A 613-nucleotide genomic window follows, 5' to 3' on the forward strand; every position below is an offset into this window, starting at 1 on the left:
TGCATAACCCCGTCAAGGCTGGTTGCCTGCGTCATGAGTGGCCGTCCCTTGAGCGTGACCGCCACGTCACGTTGATAAGTGCCATTGGTACCCAATAAGCGTATTTCGCGCGCTCCAAATCAAAAGCGAAACCGGGGTAGAAATCGAATCTCACCCGCTTCTAACGCCAACAATACTCTCAGCTTGGGCAAGCGCACCACTTTGAGCTTTGCACCAATCCGCTTGGCGGCCTCATCATACAGCTCGAAGTAGAAACCATCATCACTGGGTTCCGCATGAATGTAGGGCATTTTTTCCGTCGTGCGGTAGCCCATGATGATCTCTGTCGTGGCCAAGCTGGGATAGATAAATCCACATAAAAGCAGCAACAATCCAAAGCGCATGATCTTTCCTCTGGCAGTTTATGACTCCATCAGAATAACCATAGACCATCTCGCAGAGATTAACGTTCTTTGCTCTTCTATAGTGCCTGTCTCATCGCATGGGCAATCACCTCAAAGCGTGCTGGCAGAGTGCAGCGCTTTTTTTGCTGATTAAGTAAAGAGATCCTCCACTCGCTGAGTCGCTTGGGTAGATGGCCAAATGCTCAGTCAATGAAAATTGGCTCATTGCC

The 613-nt window shown here is 49.8% G+C and carries 1 protein-coding gene; it reads right to left on the reverse strand.

The features are described 5' to 3' along the window. Positions 1 to 119: 119 nt before the first annotated feature. Positions 120 to 383: a hypothetical protein gene (locus tag CIK04_RS26795; RefSeq protein WP_325205872.1), complete on the reverse strand. Its 264-nt coding sequence runs from the start codon at positions 381 to 383 to the stop codon at positions 120 to 122. Between the last annotated feature and the right edge of the window lie 230 nt (positions 384 to 613).

The organism is Vibrio sp. 03_296 (genome assembly GCF_002265885.1).